At 71.5% G+C, this 20,072-nt stretch carries 14 protein-coding genes; 11 read left to right on the top strand and 3 right to left on the bottom strand.

All coding sequences use genetic code 11. From position 1 onward, the window contains the following. Nucleotides 1–2,444 (top strand): SdrD B-like domain-containing protein (locus ACWD4P_RS34290; protein WP_449782315.1); only part of this gene is annotated, 2,444 nt, incomplete at its 5' end. A 575-nt stretch (nt 2,445–3,019) separates the two neighbouring features. Continuing rightward, nucleotides 3,020–3,184 carry a hypothetical protein gene (locus tag ACWD4P_RS34295; RefSeq protein ID WP_449782316.1) on the top strand — a complete coding sequence of 55 codons (165 nt, stop codon included), beginning with the start codon at nt 3,020–3,022 and terminating at the stop codon, nt 3,182–3,184. A 479-nt stretch (nt 3,185–3,663) separates the two neighbouring features. On the opposite strand, the gene ACWD4P_RS34300 is transcribed toward ACWD4P_RS34295, so the two are convergent. Then, nucleotides 3,664–3,903, bottom strand: a complete 240-nt coding sequence (locus tag ACWD4P_RS34300) for a phosphopantetheine-binding protein (RefSeq protein WP_449782317.1) — start codon at nt 3,901–3,903, stop codon at nt 3,664–3,666. A 948-nt stretch (nt 3,904–4,851) separates the two neighbouring features. On the opposite strand from ACWD4P_RS34300, the gene ACWD4P_RS34305 reads away from it, so the two are divergent. The 7 genes from ACWD4P_RS34305 to ACWD4P_RS34335 all read left to right on the top strand — a co-directional run bounded on the left by ACWD4P_RS34305 (nt 4,852) and on the right by ACWD4P_RS34335 (nt 17,298). Continuing rightward, on the top strand, nt 4,852–6,495 hold the full coding sequence (locus tag ACWD4P_RS34305) for an ABC transporter transmembrane domain-containing protein (RefSeq protein ID WP_449782318.1): 1,644 nt from the start codon (nt 4,852–4,854) through the stop codon (nt 6,493–6,495). Further along, complete coding sequence (locus ACWD4P_RS34310) at nt 6,492–8,243, top strand: ABC transporter ATP-binding protein (RefSeq protein WP_449782319.1); 1,752 nt, start codon at nt 6,492–6,494, stop codon at nt 8,241–8,243. The genes ACWD4P_RS34305 and ACWD4P_RS34310 overlap by 4 nt, the downstream gene beginning before the upstream one ends. 59 nt (nt 8,244–8,302) lie before the next feature. Then, nucleotides 8,303–9,148 carry an alpha/beta hydrolase gene (locus tag ACWD4P_RS34315; RefSeq protein ID WP_449782320.1) on the top strand — a complete coding sequence of 282 codons (846 nt, stop codon included), beginning with the start codon at nt 8,303–8,305 and terminating at the stop codon, nt 9,146–9,148. A 197-nt stretch (nt 9,149–9,345) separates the two neighbouring features. Continuing rightward, entirely contained in the window at nt 9,346–10,590 is a 1,245-nt protein-coding gene (locus ACWD4P_RS34320) for a phosphatidylserine decarboxylase (RefSeq protein ID WP_449782321.1), read from the top strand. Between the two features lie 3 nt (nt 10,591–10,593). Beyond that, complete coding sequence (locus tag ACWD4P_RS34325; protein WP_449782322.1) at nt 10,594–12,039, top strand: S10 family serine carboxypeptidase-like protein; 1,446 nt, start codon at nt 10,594–10,596, stop codon at nt 12,037–12,039. Further along, a complete protein-coding gene (locus tag ACWD4P_RS34330) occupies nt 12,036–12,821 on the top strand; it encodes a pyridoxamine 5'-phosphate oxidase family protein (RefSeq protein ID WP_449782323.1) in 786 nt (261 codons plus the stop codon). The genes ACWD4P_RS34325 and ACWD4P_RS34330 overlap by 4 nt, the downstream gene beginning before the upstream one ends. A gap of 631 nt (nt 12,822–13,452) precedes the next feature. Further along, nucleotides 13,453–17,298: a DEAD/DEAH box helicase gene (locus ACWD4P_RS34335; protein ID WP_449782324.1), complete on the top strand. Its 3,846-nt coding sequence runs from the start codon at nt 13,453–13,455 to the stop codon at nt 17,296–17,298. A gap of 116 nt (nt 17,299–17,414) precedes the next feature. Here the strand turns inward: ACWD4P_RS34335 and ACWD4P_RS34340 are convergent, their stop codons facing one another. Further along, complete coding sequence (locus ACWD4P_RS34340) at nt 17,415–17,786, bottom strand: fic family toxin-antitoxin system, toxin component (protein ID WP_359825705.1); 372 nt, start codon at nt 17,784–17,786, stop codon at nt 17,415–17,417. Next, nucleotides 17,783–18,025: a plasmid mobilization protein gene (locus ACWD4P_RS34345; RefSeq protein ID WP_449782325.1), complete on the bottom strand. Its 243-nt coding sequence runs from the start codon at nt 18,023–18,025 to the stop codon at nt 17,783–17,785. The genes ACWD4P_RS34340 and ACWD4P_RS34345 overlap by 4 nt, the downstream gene beginning before the upstream one ends. 424 nt (nt 18,026–18,449) lie before the next feature. Here ACWD4P_RS34345 and ACWD4P_RS34350 point away from each other — a divergent pair, with 424 nt between their 5' ends. Both ACWD4P_RS34350 and ACWD4P_RS34355 read left to right on the top strand, forming a co-directional pair. Next, complete coding sequence (locus ACWD4P_RS34350; protein WP_449782326.1) at nt 18,450–19,187, top strand: ScbR family autoregulator-binding transcription factor; 738 nt, start codon at nt 18,450–18,452, stop codon at nt 19,185–19,187. A gap of 302 nt (nt 19,188–19,489) precedes the next feature. Then, nucleotides 19,490–20,072, top strand: a 583-nt coding sequence (locus ACWD4P_RS34355) for an AfsR/SARP family transcriptional regulator (RefSeq protein WP_449782327.1), incomplete at its 3' end; no start/stop codon positions are given.

Genomic DNA, 20,072 nt, shown 5'->3' on the forward strand with positions numbered 1-20,072 from the left:
CGACCTTCCCCGGCCCGGGCACGGCCACCTGGTTCCGCATCCACCGCCCCGGCGCCATGGCCCCCGGCGAGTCCTTCACCCTCACCTGGCCGATGGTCGCCTCCTACGACGCCCCCGAGGGCGACTACGCCTGGAACAGCTTCGCCTACACCGCCACCGACAATGCCGGCCGCCAGCTACTGCCCGCCGAACCCGCCAAGGTCGGCGTCGCCGTCAAACGCGTCACGCCCTCCAACAACGCGATCGGCGACTTCGTCTGGCTCGACAAGAACGACTCCGGCGTCCAGCAGGGCAACGACACCGGCGTCGCGGGCGTGACGGTCAACCTGCTGGACGGCAACGGCCAGCTCATCCGCGACAAGGACGGCAAGCCCGTCACCGCGGTCACCGACGCCAACGGCAAGTACCTGTTCGACAACCTGCCCGACGGCACCTACGAGGTCCAGTTCGACCTGTCGACCCTGCCGCCGGGCGCCAAGGTGTCCAAGCAGCGCCAGGGCACCGACCCGACCAAGCAGTCCTCCGCCGACCCGGACACCGGACGCACCCAGCCGGTGACCGTCTCCGGCGGCCAGCGCATCCTCGACCTCGACATGGGCATCGTCGAGCCGCCCAGGAACAACAACGCGATCGGTGACTTCGTCTGGCTCGACCAGAACCAGTCGGGCGTCCAGCAGGGCAACGACATCGGCGTCCAGGGCATCCGGGTCAACCTCCTGGACGGCAGCGGCAAGCCGGTGCTGGACGCCGACGGCAAGCCGATCACCACGGTCACCGACGCCAACGGCCGGTACCTGTTCGACGGCCTGCCGGACGGCAGCTACCAGGTGCAGTTCGACCTGGTGACGCTGCCGCCGGGCGCCTCGGTGTCCAAGCAGTCCCAGGGCACCGACCCGACCAAGCAGTCCTCCGCCGACCCGGTCACCGGGGTCACCCGGTCGGTGACGGTCTCCGGCGGCCAGCGCAGCCTCGACCTCGACATGGGCATCGTCGAAGCGCCGAAGCCGGTCAACTCGATCGGTGACTTCGTCTGGCTGGACCGGAACGACTCCGGCATCCAGCAGGGCGACGACACCGGCGTGGCGGGGGTGAAGGTCAACCTCCTGGACGGCAACGGCAAGCCGGTGCTGAACGCCGACGGCAAGCCGATCAGCACCGTCACCGACGCCGACGGCAAGTACCTGTTCGACAGCCTTCCGGACGGCAGCTACCAGGTGCAGTTCGACCTGCTGACGCTGCCGCCGGGCGCCTCGGTGTCCAAGCAGTCCCAGGGCACCGACCCCGCCAAGCAGTCCTCCGCCGACCCGGCCACCGGGATCACCCGGTCCGTGACCGTCTCCGGCGGCCAGCACGTCCTCGACCTCGACATGGGCATCGTCGAGCCGCCGAAGAACAACAACGCGATCGGTGACTTCGTCTGGCTCGACCAGAACCAGTCGGGCGTCCAGCAGGGCAACGACATCGGCGTCCAGGGCATCCAGGTCAACCTCCTGGACGGCAACGGCAAGCCCGTCCTCGACGCCAATGGCAAGCCGATCAGCACCGTCACCGACGCCGACGGCAAGTACCTGTTCGACAACCTCCCCGACGGCAGCTACCAGGTGCAGTTCGACCTGCTGACGCTGCCGCCGGGCGCCTCGGTGTCCAAGCAGTCCCAGGGCACCGACCCCGCCAAGCAGTCCTCCGCCGACCCGGTCACCGGGATCACCCGGTCCGTGACCGTCTCCGGCGGCCAGCGCATCCTCGACCTCGACATGGGCATCGTCGAAGCGCCGAAGCCGGTCAACTCGATCGGTGACTTCGTCTGGCTCGACAAGAACGACTCCGGCATCCAGCAGGGCAATGACACCGGCGTGGCGGGCGTGAAGGTCAACCTCCTGGACGGCAGCGGCAAGCCGGTGCTGAACGCCGACGGCAAGCCGATCAGCACCGTCACCGACTCCACCGGCCGCTACCTGTTCGACAGCCTCCCGGACGGCACCTACCAGGTGCAGTTCGACCTCTCGACCCTGCCCAAGGGCGCCAAGGTGTCCAAGCAGTCCCAGGGCACCGACCCGACCAAGCAGTCCTCCGCCGACCCGGTCACCGGGATCACCCGGTCCGTGACCGTCTCCGGCGGCCAGCACGTCCTCGACCTCGACATGGGCGTCACCCCCCAGAGCACTTCCCCCTCGCCCACCGCCTCCCCGTCCCCGACCGCGTCACCGAGCCCGACCGCGTCACCGAGTCCGACCAACTCCCCGACACCGACGCCGTCCGGGACACACTCCGGGCCCCCGTCGCACAGCCCGACCCACCACCCGACCGCGTCGCCGAGCGGCACCCTGCCGCACACCGGCGCCTCCTCCTCGAACACGCTCGTCTCCGTCCTGGGAGCCATCGCCGTCCTCGGCGGCGGCACCCTCTGCTTCGTCGCCTACCGCAGGCCGGGCCGTCACAGCTGACCCGACGATGAACAACTGAACAGCCGGCCACAGGTGGCGCCGCTCCCGCGGCGCCACCTGCGTTTTGACCGAAGGACTCCAACCGGGGCGCAGGTGCCGGCCTCGGCGTCGACTCCCCGCCCTCGTGGAGGCGGGTGAAGCCGGCCGCCCGGCACGGCCCCGCCGGACAGCCGTCCCGTGCGCCGACGATCGTGACGGGGAAGTCCTCGGCTCCGCGGTGGCCGTCGCGCTGTCGGCCCCGCACTCCGGCCGCGGCACCTCACCGCCGGCGGGTCCCAGGACGCTCCGTCAATCCTCCGCCTCCCGGCTCGCAAATTCGAGTGATCCCGGCCGGGTATCGGCGCGGCATCCGGACAGGCGACGCCGACGGTTCGGTAGAACATGTCCCGGGTCGGCACCTTTGGGTGGACTACGCCCTCTTCGACCCGTCAAGTCACCTTTCCCGGAAAGATCTGATCACCATGAGGCTGGCCCGACGTATCGCTGCCACTGGCGGCACCCTCTCCATCGCCCTGGGTGGGCTCGTCGCCGCGGCCCCCGCCGCGAGCGCGACCGTGCAGGGGTGCACCAGTCACGTGACGAACAGGGAGTCGAACGCCACCAAGGAACTCGTGGAGGACGCCTGCAAGACCGCCGCGGGCGGAGGCGAAGCGGCGTTCAAGGACTGCTACCACCTCATGCGGGACGACTACGTTCCCGCCGTCACCGCGGCGGACGCCTGCCGCAAGGCACCGAAGTAACGTGAACGCCCCTCGGCCCCGGTGCGGCAGCCCGCACCGGGGCCGAGGGCCGTCCGCGAGCACGGTGGTGCCGGTGCAGGTGGCGGTCCGGCCGGAGGGTCGCCGGGTGTGGGCGTCGGCCCTGTCGCCCGGCACGGGGAGGGCGGTGGCGTTCGCAGCGGCACCGACGTCCTGATGGTCCCGGAGTTCGGTGCCGACCGTGTCCTGTCAGGACGGCCCGTGTCGTGGGGGCCGCTGCCGATGGGGAGGCTGCGACAGGACGGGTCCTCCGGATGTTCCAGGAGAGGTCGGGACACGCGCTGGTCCTGGCCTGCTGCCCGGATCCGGCCGCCGCGTCGCGGCTGTGCGTGTGGCAAGCCCCAGGGCGGCGCCGATCGTTGCCCGTGCCGGACCCGATGAGGAAGGTGCTGGGAAGCAGTTGCGTGCTCCTCGGCCGGCCGGCCGAACGCTGTGCCAGTGACGGCGGCCGCTGCGAAGCCTCAGGCCGCCTCCTCCAGCAGCCGCTCGTTGACGAGCGAGGCGAGGGCGCCGAACGTGGGATGGGTGATGACCTCGGCCGCGTCGACTTCGACCCGGAGGTTCTCCTGGATCTCGGCCGCGAGGTACACGGCCACGATCGACGTGCCGCCGCAGGTGAAGAAGTCCGTGTCCGCGGTGACTTCTTCACACCTGGGGAGTTCGGTCCACAGTGCCGCCAGGCGGCCGTTCAGCTCTGCCACGTCACATCTCTCCTGACTGTGTGTCGGAACCCCCGGGGTGGCTGAAGGTGGCGCGGAATTCACCGGGAATCGGAAGCGATCGTAGGGCGGGTTCGCCTCGCGCGGGTTTCGGATGGCGTGAGCACTTCTTTCCGGGCTGTCGGCTGACGATTTCTTGAAGAGCTGGATGTGCAGCCCGGGCGGGGCATCGGTCGGTGGATCCGTGACCTGGCTGACATGGATGTGACGCGTCGTCACGGGATTCGATGGTACGTCACATTGCACTGAGAGGCGACCGTGTCGAGATCATCGGGGCCGCACTGGGGTGAATCTGCCGATCTATGAGGCGATTTGTCCCATCGGTCCATGAAGTCGTTCATCAGGCAAGGAGCTTGACGTAGCGACGGATGGGATGAAGTGATGGTGTGCGGGCGCTGAGCCTCCCGGTGGGTCGAAGTGGCGATCTCGTCAGTTCGGGAATGGTGTCCGCACTGGAAGTCTCGAGTGGCCGGGTGTGTACGAAGCTTCACCTCTCGGGGCAGGCGCGCACGCATTGTTTCGAGGGCGAACATCCGAGGACGGGCTGACGAAGGCATCACGGGAGGAACCCGTGATGCGGCTGAAAGGCTGCTTTGAGCGGGCGGCGCTGCGCTGACCCGAATCCCCACGACCGCGTCCTGCTCAGCGGGAGCTGCGAGGACGACCAGGAGGACGTCAACCAGGCGCTGCTCGTGGCACACCGGCCGGTCGGCTGCCCCGATTCCCGAAATGGCGGCCGGACGTCACAACCGGGCGCCGCGTTCCCTTGTCGACACACGGAGGTGTGGAGAAGTTGAGCATCATCGCGCGAAGCGGTCCGCCACCATGACGGCGTCGACCACCGACGCCCCGGACCGGACCGGGGCCGCCCCGGTCCCCGCTTCCGCGCGGCAGCTGTTGCTCCGGGGGATCCGCCGCAACAGAGCCGGTGTGGCGCGCTCCTTCGGCCTGCTGGCGGCGTGGCAGCTGTCCGAGGCGATGGTGCCGGTGGTGGTCGGCCTGGTCATCGACCATGCGGTGGCAGGGGGGAGCGTCACCACCCTCGCCCTGTGGGGGAGCGTGCTGGCCGGGGTGTTCGCCTCGCTGATGTTCACCTACCGCTGGGGTGCCGCGGACGCGTTCCGGATCGATCAGCGGGAGAACCACCGGCTCCGGGGCGAGATCGCCCACCACGTACTGCGGCCGCTCGGTGCACGCACCGGTACCCTCTCCGGCGGCACCCTCTCCCTGGCCACCGTCGACACGGCGAGTGTGGGCGGCCTGACCCGGTCCATGGGCAATACGTTCGCCTCAGCGGTCGCGGTGCTGGTGAGCGCCGCCGTCCTGTTGCGCATCGACATCGCGATCGGGCTCGCGGTGCTGCTCGGCGTACCGCTCGTGCTGGGGATCATCCAGTTCGTCACGCCCGTGCTGTCCCGCCGCGACCGCGACCAGCGCACGGAGATCGCCAGAAGCAGCGGCACGGCGGCGGACCTGGTGCGCGGAATGCGGGTCCTCAAGGGTATCGGTGCGGAGGACGAAGCCGCCGCACGCTACCGGGTGCGGAGCCAGGCCGCCAGAGCGGCCGGTATCCGGCTCGCCGGCTCCCACGGCGTCCTGGAGGGCGTCACCACCGTGCTCAGCGGCCTTTTCCTGGCCGGCGTCACCCTGCTCGCGGGCAAACGGGCGCTGGAAGGCGCCATCACCGTCGGACAGCTGGTCGCCATCGTCGGCCTCACCCAGTTCCTCGCGGTGCCCGTCCAGGCCCTCGGCCGGATCGGCGCGAACATCGCGGCCGCGTACGCCTCGGCGTCCCGGATCGTCGACTTCCTGCACGCGCCGCCCCTGTTGGCCGATGGCTTCGCGGAGCCGCCGCTCGGCCAGGTCCCGGCAGTCTCCCTCGACAACGTGACCGCCGGTGCCCTGAACGGGTTCACCCTCGCCTCCCGGCCGGGTGAACTGCTCTGCCTGGTCGTGGACGACCCGGCAGCCACCCAGACCCTCGTGGGCCTGCTCACCGGTGAGACACACGGCGCGGACATCACCGGTGAGGTCCTGCTCGACGGCGTCGCGATCGGCGACCTGAGCCTGCGAGCACGCGCCCAGCGCCGTTTGGTGAACCCCCACCACACCGAACTCCTGGAAGGAACGTTGCGCAGCAACCTCGACCCGGACAGCCGGCACAGCGACGCCGCACTCCTGGACATCCTCGATGCGGCCTCGGCACAGGACATCACCAATCTCGACGAGAAGGGCCTGGACCAGCGGGTGACACCCTCGGGGGCGACCTATTCCGGCGGCCAACGGCAGAGGATCGCTCTGGCCAGAGCGCTGGCGGCCGATCCTCCGGCCCTGCTGCTCGACAACCCGACCACCGCGGTGGACGCGGTCACCGAACAGCACATCGCCCGCGGAATCAGCGCCCTGCGCCACGGCTCGGCGAGCAAGCGCGTCACGTGGATCATCACCACGAGCCCCGCACTGCTCGCGCAGGCGGAGCGCGTGGTGTTCGTGGCGGGCGGCCGTGTCGTCGAGGAGGGCACCCACCAGGAACTGCTCGGCAGGCCCGCCTACCAGGAGCTGGTGCTGCGGTGAGCCGGGACCTGCTGCCGATCGGAACCCAACGGGAGACCCTCGCCTTCCTCGGCCGCATGGCATGGGGCAACGGCAGCCGGCGGGCGACCGTGACCACGGCCGTCGCGATCGTGCTGGGGAGCGCCTCCGGCCTCGTGGCGCCCTGGATCCTGGGAACGATCGTCGATGACATCCGGGCGGGCCGGGACACCATCGTCTCCTCAGCGCTGGTCATCGCTGCCGCGACGGTGGCGTCCGCGCTGCTCGGAGGCCTGGCGGTGGCCGCGCTGGCGCGGGCGGGGGAGCCGGCCCTGGCCGAGTTGCGGGAGCGCGTGCTCGTCCGGGCGCTGCACCTGCCCGCGGACCGGATCGAGCGGGCCGGCACCGGAGACCTGCTCTCCCGGCTGTCCGACGACGTGCGGACCGTGTCGGAAGGGCTGAACCACGTCGTACCGATCGTTCTGAACTCGGCCGTCACCGTTGCGTTCACCTCTGTGGGTGTGCTGGCCCTGGACTGGCGTCTGGGGCTGGCCATGCTCATGGCGACCCCGCTGTACGCCGTCGGACTGAGGTGGTTCCTGCCGCGCTCCGAGCGGTTGTACCGGGAGCAGAAGGTCGCGCAGGGAGAGCGCGCCGAGGCGCTCCTCGTGGGCCTCGACGCGGCTCCGACGGCCCGAGCCTTCGGGCTCGGGGGCGGACTGCTCCGGAGGATCGAGGACGCCTCGAACGGTGCCGTCGGTGTGTCGGTCTCCGTGTACCGGCTCACGCTCCGCTTCCTGAACCGGAACAACCTGGCGGAGTTCTTCGGACTGGCCGTCATCCTCGGTCTCGGGTTCCTCCTCGTGCACCACGACCTCACCACCGTCGGCGCCGTCACGGCCGCAGCGCTGTACTTCCTCCGCCTCTTCACTCCCCTCGGAGGACTGCTCTTCACCTTCGACCAGTTCCAGGCGATCGGCTCCTCGCTGGCACGGCTCGTCGGCATCGCGACGATGCCGGCCGCCCCTGAGCCCCGTTCGGCCACCAGGCCGGGGGACGTCGTCCTCTCGGGGATCAGCCACGAGTACGTGCCGGGCAAACCGGTCCTGCGCGATGTCGACCTGCGGATCGCCGCCGGTGAGCGGGTCGCTCTCGTCGGTGCCACCGGAGCCGGCAAGACGACGTTGGGCGCGATCGCCGCCGGGGTGCTCCGGCCGACGCGGGGCACGGTGACGGCGGCCGGCGTTCCCTACGGCCCCGATCGGAGCGGGGCGGGCCCGGGGGTCTTCCTGGTGACCCAGGACGTACACGTCTTCGCCGGGACCGTGCGGGAATCGCTCACACTGGTGAGGCCCGGGGCTTCGGACGACGAGGTCCGGCACGCCCTGACCGTGGTGCTGGCCGACCGCTGGGTCATGGCGCTTCCCGGCGGCCTGGACACGGTCATCGGCGACCAGGGGCATCACCTGACACCGGACCGGATCCAGCAACTCGCTCTGGCCCGCATCGTGTTGAGTGACCCGTGGTTCGTCGTGCTGGACGAGGCCACCGCGGAGGCCGGGTCGGCGGGCGCCCTCCTGCTGGAGAAGGCTGCCGAAGCGGTGATGCGAGGCCGTACCGCACTCGTGGTGGCACATCGGCTGGCCCAGGCGCGGTCGGCCGACCGCATCCTCGTGATGGACGACGGAGTCGTCACCGAACAGGGGACCCACGACGAACTGCTCGCGGCCGACGGCCGCTACGCCGGACTCTGGCGAGCCTGGTCGGACCGCCGCGCGGCGACCGGCTGACGGCCCCAGTCGGCAGTGCACATCGGCAGAGCAGGACAGAGAACTGAGGGAGTGCGGTCATGGATCTCGAAGTGTTCACCGAACTCGGCTACCCCGCGGCGAAGCCGGACGCGACCGAGACGTTCGCGAGCCCCGGGGGCGAGCCCCTGCGAGTGGACGCGTACCTGCCCGCGAAGGCCCCGGGCAAGCGGACCCCGGCCGTCGTGCTCGCCCACGCCGGCGGTTTCCACACCTTCGACAAGAACGACCTGCGCGGCACCGGCCGCTGGCTCGCCGACCACGGCGTCGCCGTCTTCGCCGTCGACTACCGCCTGGCCGGCCCCGACCGTCCCACCTGGGACGAGGCCCCGCAAGACCTCGTCTCCGCCATGGGCTGGGTGCAGCGCAACGCCGACGCGTACGGCGTCGACGGCGCGCGGATCTCGCTCGGCGGCATGTCGGCGGGCGGCACCCTGGCGATGAACACCGCCTACCGCCTCCAGAACGGCACGATCAAGGCCGCCGAGGGCGCCACCCCGGCGCCCCCGCACTCCGTGATCGGCTTCTACCCCGGCACCGACGTCGCGCAGATGTGGGAGGACGACGTGGCCGGGACCCGCGAGGCGGCGCAGATGTACACCGGCGGCACCCCGCAGCAGTACCCGGACCGCTACCGCGAGGTTTCCCCCACCTCCGACGTCCGCCCCGGCCTGCCCCGCACCCTGCTCGTCGTCGGCGACCGCGACCGCAGCGCCCGTCCCGAGACCGTCACCGGCCTCGGCGACGCGCTGAGGAAGCAGGGCGTCGACGTCGAGGTGAAGGAACTGCCCTTCGCCGACCACGCGTTCGACGATGTGTACGGCAGCCTCACCTCCCAGACGAGCCGGCAGATCCTACTCGACTTCCTCCTCGCGGACGCACGCTGACCCCGGGTCCCGGCCGGCCGGCGGGACCGCGGCCCCTCCGGGCCGTCAGGGCCACGACCACCCGCGACGGCGTACCGCCGTCGGGATGCGGTTTCCAGACGAACGGAGCAACCGCGGGCGCAGTCACCGGCGGGCCGGGACGTACTGGTGGAGGTGCGGCAGCACCTCGGACCCCAGCACGCGAAAGGACGCAGGACGTGCCCGACGTCATCGATCCCCCCTCGAAGACCATCGACGAATTCACCAGGCGGGTCAGGGAGCTGTACAACGACCCGCAGAGCGACTTCAAGCAGAAGTTCGACGCGGCGATCAAGACCGTGAAGAAGCCCCCGGAAGGCACGAAGGCAAAGGTCTACGAGGACTGGCAGAACGCGGGCATCGAGAAGCTGTGCACGTTCTTCGAGGACTGGTACACGTGGGGCAAGAAGCAGGGCGTCCACGACGGGCTGGACTACATCGAGAAGTTCAGCTGGATCAGCTACCTGAACGACACCGGCATGGAGTTCGTGACCACCGGGTCCGGTCGGGCCGTGCTGGCCGACTTCACCAACCTTCAGGGCCTCCAGATGGACGACCCCGCGTCCGAGAGCCTCGTCCGGCAGTGGATCGACGAGCTCGGGCCGAAGCGGATGGCCGACTACGAGCCGGGCGACTGGTCGACCTTCAACAAGTTCTTCATCAGGGAACTGGCGCCCGGCGCCCGGTCGGTCGACGGCAGGCTCGACCCCAGCGTGGTCGTCGCCCCGACCGACTGCGTCATCAACATGATCGTCGACGAGCTCACGGCGGACACGCCGATCCCCGTCAAGACGGTCACCATGAACGTCGGCGAACTGCTCGACGGCTCCGACTTCGCCCAGCGCTTCATCGGTGGCACGGCCGTGTCGTGCATCCTCATGCCGGACACCTACCACCGCTACCACGCCCCGGTCGGCGGCGAGGTGGTGGAAGCCCGTGACGACATCGGCGGCGTCTACTACGGGATGCGGGACTTCCCCGACCTGCTCAACAAGGGGAACGTCGGATACGGCTTCGACTACGGCATGTTCGACGACTTCCGCCGCGGATACGCCGTCATCAGGACGCCGTACGTCGACCACACCGGAGAACCGGACGGGGACGGCTACGTCGCCCTGGTGCCGGTGGGCCTCAACTCGATTGGCTCCGTGAGGTTCCGTGACAAATTCCGGGACATCGTGCCGGGGAAGAATCCGGTCCAAGTGGAAAAGGGGGAGGAGATCGGCTTCTTCCAGTACGGCGGCTCGCTGAACATCCTGCTCTTCGAAAAGGGGCGGTTCCCCGCACTGCAACTGCTCATGGGCCAGCGCATCGGAATCCTCCAGGAGGAGGAGCACACCGAGTACATGTTCGAGAACTTCCGTCGCTTCCACCCCCGGCACATTCCGCTGGAGACCTGGCCCACGGCCCCGAACGGAGAGTGAACCGTGTCCCGCAATCCCGTGTACGCGATCCCGGCCAACAACTCCGCGACGCAGACGATCCACTTCTACCCGGACCCGGCGAAGAAGGACGACGAGGGCACCCCGAAGACGGTCCGCTCCTACGCCGGGTACGCGGACGTCGACGGCCCGGGCAGCGCGCAGAAGAGCCACCTCTTCTACTGGTTCTTCGAGAGCCAGACCTGCGACCCCAACGTCGACGCCCACGCCCAGCAGGAACTCGTCGACGCCACACCACTGTTGATCTGGCTCAACGGCGGCCCCGGCGCCTCCTCGCTGATCGGGCTGTTCATGGAGAACGGGCCGCTGCGCGTCGCCACCGACGCCGCCGCGACGATCTCGGTGAGCCCCGACACCTGGAACCAGGAAGCCCACGTCGTCTACTGGGACCAGCCCATCGGCTCGGGCTACAGCTACTGCGAGACCGAGGGCGTGTACGTCGAGGACGAGGAGACCCTCGCCCGGATGTTCTGGGAGGCCCTGCAGCAGTTCTTCGCGACGTACCCGGAGTACAAGAACTGCCCCCTGTACGTCTGCGGCGAGAGCTACGCGGGCAAGTACGTGCCGGCGATCGCCTGGAAGATCCACCAGGAGAACCGCAAGAAGCCCCGAACGCCCGTCGCGCTGAAGGGGATCGTCGTCGGCAACGGCTGGATCAAGCCCGAACTCTCGGTCCGCGTCATGATCGACTACGCCTACGCGTCCGGACTGATCGGCCTGAACCAGAAGAACACCCTGGACGGCTACTACACCAGGTTCAAGGACGTCCTGGAGGAAGGGGAGAAGAACAAGGACACCAAGAAGCTGAAGCAGGCCACCGACCTCGGCAACGGCATCGTCAACGCCGTCCTCGCCTACGGGGGCAACTTCGACGCCTACGACGTACGGCGCTGGGACGACCTGCTGTCCATCGGAGCGCTGCCCTCCTACCTCGACAGCCGGCCCGTCAAGGACGCCCTGCACGTCACGGCGGACTGGCAGTGTGCGGACAACTCCGGTCCGGTGGCCGAGCATCTGAAGGCCGACAACATGGCGGACGCCTCCGGTCTGTACACCGAACTCATCACCGCGAACGAGAAGTACAAAGTCCTCCTCTACACCGGGGACTTCGACACCGCCTGCGGCTTCCAGAGCACCGAGGAGATCCTCGACGGCATCGTGAAGCCGCACGACAGCTGGCACAAGGCCAAACGGCTGATCTGGCAGCAGGCACAGGGACACCCCAAGGGATTCGTCCGCACCCTCGGCAACGTCACCCAGGTCGCCCTGCCCGACTCCGGACACGAAGTCCCCGCCTACCAGCCGCAGATCTGCCGCGAGATGCTCTACAACTGGCTCTTCGACCGCCCCTTCCACGGCCAGGACCCCGAAGGCGTGGCACAGGGCATCCTGGCCAAGGCCCAGGAAGACGCCGAGAAGGAAGAAGGATGAGCGAGGCCACGCAGGTGCCGGCCGACCCGCGGATGCCGGCCTCCGTCGCCAAGAGGACGAAGGAGACGGAGGACCTGGAGGCGTCAGCGGCGATCCTCAAGGAGGGGTTCGTCTGCACCGTCGCCCACCTGGAGACCGTACCTGGCAGCGTGCCGGCCGCGATCAGACCGAAATGCGTCCCCATGGTCTACGCCTACCGTGAGGAAGGCGGACAGAAGCTCCTCTACCTGCACGGCTCCATCCACTGGCCGGACCCGACACCGCCCTCGCTGAAACACCTGTGGAGCGAGGGCGGAGTCCCGGTCTGCGTGACCGTCACCCTGCTCGACGGCCTCGTCGTCGGACGAGCCGCGATCAGCACCTCCCTCAACTACCGCTCCGTGGCGGTCGACGGAATCGCGAAGAAGGTCGCCCAAGCCGAGCGCGGGAAGACGATCGAGGCCCTCAGCGACCAGGTCATCCCCGGCCGGTGGGCCGAACTCCGCCCGCTCAAGGACGGCCCGAACGGCGAGATGGACAGCGACGGCAAACACTCGCCCACCGTCGGCGTCCTCTCCGTCAGCCTCACCGAGAACGCCACGGTGCGGATGAAGAAGCACCAGATCACCCAGCCCGAGCACGAGAACCAGGACGACTGGAACTGGAACCACGGCAAGGCCTGGGGCGGCATCCTCCCGATCCGCCACACCTACGGCCCGGCCCAACCCGACTCCCACGTCCAGCAGGGCGCCGCCGTACCCGACTCCATCCAGAAACTCATCAAGGAGGGCCGCGCCGGCTGAACCGCCGGCACCCCGGCCGACCCCGCGGGGGCGGGTCTACGACGACCAGGTTGACGACGTAGACCGGCTGACCCCCGCGGGTGCGGGGAGGACAAATCCGCATCATCGATGCCGGAGCCGACCAGCGGCTGACCCCCGCGGGTGCGGGGAGGACTTGCCGAACCCGATGCCGTACTGGTTCGGCCTCGGCTGACCCCCGCGGGTGCGGGGAGGACCACGCCATCGCCGTCCTGTCCGACTGCGCCGTCGGCTGACCCCCGCGGGTGCGGGGAGGACCCTTCGTGAGCTGCGGTGATGCGGCGGCTTTGCCGCTTCTTTGCCGAACTGGCCGTACGCGTGCGGCGGTTGGCCCGTCGGGGTGGCGAGACCTGGGGACATCGTGTCATGAGTCGGGAGGTCCGCCGTTCCGTGGCGCTGGGGATCCGGTAGATTCTGCCGCCGGTTGTTCGGCACACGAAGTGGCTGAGTGCGAGCGGGCGGGGGCGGCGGGGTGCGGCGTGGGGACGGGCGTGTGGAGAGCCTGCTGGAGTGCTGGCGGGCGGTCGAGTTGTTCGGTCCGCCGTCGATTCCGGAGGTGCCGAGGAAGCGTCGGGCGGGTCGGCCCCGGGCGTCGGACGTCATCGTCGTCGATGTGACGCCGGCGGCGGGCCGGGCCGCGCCGGTGTTGCCGTGGGCGCCGGAGCATCCGGAGACGGCGGCGCGGCGGGCGCCGCGCGGGATGGTGTGGCGGCACGAGGTGTACGGCGGGGTGTTCGACCTGGAGCTGTTGCGCCGGGCGATGATCGCCGTGCTGCCGAAGGGCACCGACCCGGATCCGGGGGTGCCGGACGAGGAGTTGGTGCTGTCGGGGAAGAGCGCGATGTTCGCGCTCGTTCTGGACGAGCACGGGCGGCCGGTCGAGGACACGTCGGTGGTTTCCGCGTGTGCCTGGGCGACGGGTCGGCTGTTCGACCCGGGGCCGTCGGCGGTCGGGTGGCTGGACGGGTTCGAGGAGTTGGGGGAGGCGTTCGAGGTCGCGGTGGGGCGGTTGACCGCGACGCCGGTGCCGTACGCATCGGGGCCCCAGGGCCTGCCGGGCTCGGAGCCCGCGGCGGAGGGCGGCTGGCGGCAGCTGCTCGCGGAGGTCCTGGGCGGCGCGGCGGTGGCGGCGGTCGGCGTGCTGTTCGGCGAGGTGGCCGGGGCTGCCGTGCAGGGGGCGACGGAGCCGCTGGTGCGGCGGGTCGCCGAGTGGTCGGCGTCCCGCCGTCCGGACGGGGATGGGGCGGACGGCCAGGAGGGCTCGGACGGGGAGGCCGTGCCGGAGCCGTCCGTGGACGGGGTGGAGGAGGACACCGGCGCCCGCCCGGTCGCGCTCGCCGACCTGGTGGCGCTGACGGCCCAGATCGCCCATCTCTGCGGCGTGGAGGAGCACTTGGACCCGCGGGCGATCCGGGTCCGGAGCCGGCTGGTCCACCGCCCGCGCGACCCGAAGGCGAAGCCCGCCGCCGCCCAGCCGTTCCTGAACAGCCTGCTGCCGCCGGATCTCGCCCGGGTGCGGGCCGCGCTGGACGACGGCCGTTCCGGTGGTCTGGGCCCGGCGCTGGAGGCCTATCTGACCGGCCGCGGGGACATCCCCGTCGGTGCCCGCACCGATCTGCGCGGGGACCGTACCGCCGTCCTGGAGGGCGTCCATCCGGCGCTCGTCCCGGCGGGGCGCTGGCCCGCGAAGGCGCGCCACCCGCTCGCGCTCAGCCAGCAGTTCGCGGTCAACCGGATGCTGGCCGACCGCACCGGCACCGGAGCCGGAGCCGACACCGGAGCCGGAACCGGCAATGACACCGACGCCGGCGGCCTGTTCTCCGTCAACGGCCCGCCCGGCACCGGCAAGACCACCATGCTGCGCGACCTGGTCGCCGCCCTCGTGGTGGAACGCGCCGCCGTGATGGCGGGCTACGGACGGCCCGAGGAGGCGTTCGTCGGACGTGCCTGGCGGGGCAAGGACCGCCAGGGCGTCCACGCGCGCTTCGTCTCCGCCCTCGACCCGCGGCTCACCGGCCGCGAGATCGTGGTGACCTCCTCCAACAACGGCGCCGTGGAGAACATCACCGCCGAACTGCCCGGCGCCGACGCCCTGGACGAGCACTGGCACGGCGGCCCCGACCACTTCTCCGACCTCGCCTCGGCGCTGCTCGGCGGAGCTCCCGCCTGGGGACTGGTCGCGGCTGTGCTCGGCAACAAGTCCAACCGGACGAGGTTCAGCGAGCGCTTCTGGTGGGGCCGGCTGCCCGAGGACGAGACCGCCGCCCGGGCCTCGGCGGGCCTCCCGCCGCTGCGCGGCATGAACGCGGTCCTCGGTGACTGGGTGCCGCCCAGGACGGCGGCCGGCAGCAGAACGGCGGCCGGCACCGGAGCCACGGCCGGTACCGCCGCCCAGCCCGCGCCCGCCCAGCCCGTCCCCTCCTGGCCGGAGGCCGTCGCCGCCTTCCGGGCCGCCCAGGCCGAGGTCGAGCGCCTGCGCGCCGAACGCGTCCGCCTCGCCGCGGTCCTGGCCGACGTCCGGGCGGGTCGGGCGCACCCCCGGCTGGAGGCGCTGCGCACCGCCGTCACCCGCGCCGACGACCGTGCGGCGGCCGCCGGGGCCCGCCTGGCCGCCGCCGGTACGGCCGTCGGGGCGGCGGAGGCCGTCACCCGCGCCGCCGAGGCCGCCCACCGGTCCGCGGCGGAGTACGTCCCGCGGGCCCGCGAGGCCCTGGCCGACGCCCGGGCCGCCCTGTCCGTCGCCCGTGAGACCGGCGAGCAGCACCGCCGCCAGGTCGACGTCCTGACGGCTCTCCACGACGAGCCGCCCGGCGCCCAGCAGGGCCTGCGTGCCGGGCTGCGCCGCCTGCTCCGGAGCGGCGCCGAACGCGAGGCCGTCGAGCAGCACCGCGAGAGCAGCCGGGCGGAGCTCCTCGCCCAGCTGGTCCGGCAGCGTACGGCTCTCGAAGAGGCCCACGACCGGATCGCCGACTGCACCCGGGCCGAGGACCTCGCGGCCGACCGGAGCGCCCGGTCCGCCGCGGCCGTCGCCGAGGCGGAGTCGGCCGCCGCCCGCGCCCGGGCGCACGAGTCCGCCGCCCGCGCCGCGGAGTCCGCCGCCCGTACGGAGGTCGAACGGGCCGGGCAGGAGGCCTGGGCCGCCCGGCGCGAGCTGGAACGCGCCACCGCCGAACTCGACGCCGCCCACCGGGGCCTGCGCGCGGCCGCCGTCGGCCTCCCCTCCCTGCCGCTCGACTGGCCGGACCTCACCGACCAGGCGCAGGAACTGGGCGCCCCCTGGTCCGACGAGGCCTGGAGCACCGCCCGCAGTGACCTGTTCCTGCGTGCCCTCGACCTGCACCGCGCCCTGGTCGCCAACACCGCGAAGCGGGTGCGCGGCAACCTCCAGGTCCTGGTGGAGCTGATGGCGGGCGGCGGTGGGCCCGTCCCCGACGAGCAGGTCCTGCAGGCCTGGCAGACCCTCTTCCTCCTCGTCCCGGTGGTCTCCACCACCTTCTCCTCCATCGGCAGCATGTTCGCCCGCCTCGGCCGGGGTTCCATCGGCTGGATCCTCGTCGACGAGGCGGGCCAGGCCACCCCGCAGGCCGCGGTCGGCGCCCTGTGGCGCGCCCGTCGGGCCGTCCTCGTCGGTGACCCGCTGCAGCTCGAACCCGTGGTCACCATGCCGACCGCCCTGCAGCGCCGGCTCCTGCTCGCCCACGGGGTCGACGAGGAGTGGCTGCCCTCGGCGACCTCCGCCCAGGCCGTCGCCGACCGCGTCAACCGCTACGGCACCTACCTGCCCGCCCCCACCGGCGGAGAGGAGGACACCGTCTGGGTCGGCTCACCGCTGCGCGTCCACCGCCGTTGCGAGGAGCCGATGTTCACCGTCAGCAACGAGGTGGCCTACGGGGGCCTGATGGTTTACGGCACCCACCCCCAGCCCTTCCCCGACCCCGCGCACGAGGGCCTCCTCCCGAGCCGCTGGCTCGACACCCCGGACCCCGAGCGCCCCGCCGACGCCCCCTGGGGCGAACGCGACCGCCGGGCCCTCACCTTCCTCCTGGGGCGGCTCGACCGCCACGGCGTCGGCGTCGAGCGCCTGCGGATCATCGCGCCGTTCCGCGCCCTGGTCGCCGAGGCCCGCGAGACCTGCCGCAGGCTTCCCGGCTGGACGGCCGAACTCCTCGACGAACGCTGCGCCACCGTCCACAAGGCCCAGGGCAAGGAGGCCGACGTCGTGATCCTGCTGCTCGGCGCGGGACGCCCCGGCGCCCGCGCCTGGGCGGCGGGGACCCCGCACCTCCTGAACGTGGCCGCCAGCCGGGCCAAACGCCGCCTCTACGTCGTCGGCGACCGGGCCCTGTGGGCTCCGCTGCTCCACTTCGACGTCCTGGCCGCCGAGCTTCCGGCCTACGACCACGTCCGGGACCGCGACACCTGGCCGCTCGACGACCCCGGCGGCGATGCGGGGGACTGACCCCTGCGGGGGCGAAGTGGTCGCGGGCGCTACGCCCCGGCCGCACCGCGCGGGAAGTCGGACCGGCCGACTTCCCGCGTGGACGACCGGAGCGCGGGAGCCGCGGGGCGGGGCGCTCAGCGGTACCAGGTGCGGATCACGGCCGCGGTCTCCCGGACGTCGGCGGCGCCGGCCCGGATGCGGGAGGCCAGTTCGACGGCCTGCTTGGGCTCGGCGGTGACGACGACCCCGGAGGCGCTGAGGTAGGAGGCGGCGACCACGGCGGCGAAGTGCTCGTTGGCGGACTCCAGCGCGGGGACGCGGATCAGCTGGTGCATCAGGGCGGCCGCGCGCTGGTGCGCGGCCCCGTACACCGGGACCTCCATCACGGTGTCGGCGTGCCGGGCGACGGCGGCGGCGAGGGTGCCGTAGTCGGTGACGTCCGGGTCGGTCGGCAGGAACTGGTGGGCGACGTCGAGCAGCCAGGCCCGGTCGATCCGGAGGATCACGCGGCGTCCGCCCCGGCGGCGCGGGTGCTCAGGGGGTACGGCCCGAACTCCTCCTCGAAGGCCGGACCCCAGGCCTGGGCGAAGTGCGCGGCGGCGGTCAGGAAGCGCTCCCGCCGCTCGTCCGCCTCCTCGGCCAGCACCTTGCGCGCGTAGTCGGGCAGGCTCATTCCGGCGGCCTCCGCGCGCTGCTCCAGGGCCTCGTGCGCGGTGTCGTCCAGTCGGACGTTCAGCTGCTTCATGACAGCGAGCGTAGCGAACGGTATCGGTCGCTACAAGGCCGCGCGCCCTCGGCCCGGGCGGCGTCGCCCTCCCGGAGGTCCCCATCCGGGTCCGCTTCCGTAGAGGAATCCCGCGGAAACGGTGCGACGACCGGCCCGTCCGGGAGGTCACGTAGGCGGGAAGCCGCAGAGGTGCGAGGACGAACCTCCGGAAGAAACCGTTCGTTCGGTTTCTGGGTGAAGGGCCGGTCCGGCCGGGCAGCGCACCAGGGCAGGGCCGGTGGGGCGTGCGGCAACCGACGGGACGGCGGGGTCTGACGGGCTGCGGGAAGGGGGAGTGGTTGGCGGGATTCCTCGGCATCGTCTTGTCGGTGGTGGGTGGGGCGAAGCTAAGATACGGGGTGTTTGGTTTTGTTTTCCGGGAGCTCAGGGCGGGGTGGTTTCGGTGGTACGGCAGGAACGGGCGCTCCGGACACGTCGGCTGATCCTGGAGGCGGCGGCCTCGGTCTTCGACGAGTTCGGGTACGAGGGCGCGACCATCGGCGAGGTGGTCTCCCGGGCCGGGGTGACGCGCGGTGCGGTGTATTTCCATTTCGCCTCGAAGCGCGATCTGGCGCAGGGCGTGGTGGAGGAGCAGTTCGTCCAGGACGGAGTTCCCGAACGGAGCTGCAAGCTCCAGGAGTTCGTGGACACCGGGATGGTGGTGGCGTACCTGATGCCGCGCGATCCGCTGCTCAGCGCGGGTGCCAGGCTGTCGCTGGGGCAGGACCTCTTCGACGATCTCGGCGGCGGTGCCATTCCCGGCTGGATCAGCCGCTTCGAGACCCTGCTGACGGAGGCCGGCGAGCGCGGCGAGCTGCTGCCGCACGTCGTGCCGGCGGACACCGCGTGGCTGCTCGTCGCCGCGTGGACGGGGGTGCAGATCCAGTCCCAGAAGCTCTGCAACCGGGCGGACCTGGAGCTGCGGGTGTCCGCGCTGTACCAGCATCTGATGCCGAGCATCGCGGTGCCGGGCGTGCTCGGTTCGCTGCAGATGGGGCCGAACCGGGGGAGCCAGGTGGTCGCCGAGGCGGCGGCCGCCCGTGCGGCCGCGGAGGGCGGCTCCTCGGACGGTGACCCGGACGGCGCCCGGGGCGGGGAAGCCGGCGCCGTGCGCGCCGAGGCGGAGGTCGGGGTGGGCTGACGGGGGCTCACCGGCCCTCCTGCCTGCGGGAATCCGGGCGGGGCGCGGGCGAACCGGCGGCGACGGGACCACGGGGTCCGGCGCCGCCTTTGGTTTGCCCGGGCCCGGTCGCTCGGTGTGGCGGTGGTGCTGCCGTGGGTGAGCGAGGCGCGGCGCTCGGAAGAAACAAACAGCACGTTCGGTTTTATATTGACAAACCGCTCGTCCTGTTTTTGACTGGTCCCAGTTGACCCAGGGTGTCGGCCCGGGTGCCGGCCGTGGCGGAGGTGGCTGCGGCGTTCCGTGTGATTGGGGTGGTCATCGTGGAAATTCGGGTGCTCGGGGCGTTGGACGTCCGGGTGTGCGGGGTGTCGGTGGTGCCGTCGGCACCGAAGCCGCGGCAGGTGCTGGGGCTGCTGGCGTTACGGGCGGACCAGGTGGTGCCGGCCGGGGTGCTGGCCGACGAGCTGTGGTCCGGCCGTCCGCCGCGCAGCGCGCGCACCACCGTGCAGACGTACGTGCTCCAACTGCGGGATCTCATCGACCGGGCGCTCGCCGCGGCCGGTACGGAGAGGGGGGTGTCCTGCGCCAAGGACGTGCTGGTGACCTCGCCGGGCGGCTACATGCTCAACAGCGGCGGCGGGCTGACGGACCTGCGGGAGTTCGAGCGGCTGGCCGGCACCGGCTACCGCGCGATGGACGGCGAGGACCACCCGGCGGCGGCCCGACTGCTCGGCGAGGCGCTCGCGCTGTGGCGCGGTCCGGCCTTCGCCGATGTGCCGGTCGGCGGTCAACTCGCCGTCGAGGCCATGCGGTTGGAGGAGACCAGGCTCTGCGCGCTGGACCAGCGGATCGAGGCGGACCTGCGGCTGGGCCGGCACCGGGTGCTGCTGGCCGAACTCACCG

The organism is Kitasatospora sp. NPDC002543, from assembly GCF_053594915.1.

What these genes read in the sequence shown, in the direction of transcription:
- ACWD4P_RS34315 (WP_449782320.1), top strand. Translation starts at nt 8,303, where the DNA reads ATGGATCTCGAAGTGTTCACCGAACTCGGCTACCCCGCGGCGAAGCCG.
- ACWD4P_RS34330 (WP_449782323.1), top strand. Translation starts at nt 12,036, where the DNA reads ATGAGCGAGGCCACGCAGGTGCCGGCCGACCCGCGGATGCCGGCCTCC.
- ACWD4P_RS34345 (WP_449782325.1), bottom strand. Translation starts at nt 18,025, where the DNA reads ATGAAGCAGCTGAACGTCCGACTGGACGACACCGCGCACGAGGCCCTG.